This window comes from Pseudomonas sp. GW821-FHT07F05, assembly GCF_059418765.1.
Genome location: NZ_JBWKQL010000031.1, coordinates 1 through 1,025 on the forward strand (window position 1 = coordinate 1; position 1,025 = coordinate 1,025).

Sequence of the window (1,025 nt, forward strand, 5' to 3'; positions counted from 1 at the left end):
GACGACTTCTCCCGCCTGATCGAAGAGACCGATCCGCTGGGCCGCCAGATCCGCTACAAACACCACCTCGGTACGAGGTTGGTGACCGAAACCAGCTTTCCCGACGGCAGTGTCTGGAAAGCCCGATACGACGGTAAAGGCAACCTGATCGCTGAAGTTGATGCACTCGGCCACAAGACCGAGTACCTCAACAGCGACGATGGCTTGCCGCACACCATCATCGACGCCACCCACAAATCCAAATACCTGTGGTGGAACGAGCTGGCGCAGGTGGAGCGCTTTCAGGATTGCTCGGGCAAGAACACCTTCTACACCTACGACGATCGGTCTCATCTGGTTGCCGTCACCGATGCCCTGAATCAGACGACAAGACTTGAGCGCAAACCCGACGGTGAAGTGGTGCGTATCGAGCACCCGGATGGAACGTCCGAATCGTTTACCTACAACGCATTGGGTCAGGTGCTCACGCACACCGATGGCAAGGGTCAGATTACGCGTCTGCTGCGCACGGCGCGCGGACTGCCTGCCAGCCGCCAGGACGCCAAGGGCCAACGCATCAGTTACGAGTACGACAAGGCGATTCGCCTGACTGCCCTCGTCAACGAAAACAACGCGGCTTATCGCTTTGCCTACGATGCCTCGGATCGGATGATCGAAGAGAAACGAATCGACAACCTGACGCGTCGTTTCAGCTACAACCTGGGCGGGCATCTGACGCGGGTTGATGAAATCGGCTACGGCGAACGGGCAGAGCGGCCGCAGCGCAGCACCGAGTTTGAGCGTGATGTAATTGGCAGGTTGCTGGCCAAAGTGAATAAGGATGCGCGTCAAGATTACAGTTACGACGAAGCAGACCGGTTGCTCAGCATCCACCGCCAGCCTTCAAGCATTGGCAAGAAGCTGGGTGTTGAGGAAGAGACCCTCGACTTCAGTTATGACCTGCTAGGTTGTTTGGTTAAGGAAACCACATCCCAAGGCGCGCTGGCCTACGAATACGATCCGCTGAGCAACCTGACCACGCTGAC

The 1,025-nt window shown here is 57.5% G+C and carries 1 pseudogene; it reads left to right on the forward strand.

Features of this window, described 5'->3' with window-relative positions:
* Nucleotides 1–1,025: pseudogene (locus AC07RO_RS27055) on the forward strand (type IV secretion protein Rhs); the annotation flags it as partial.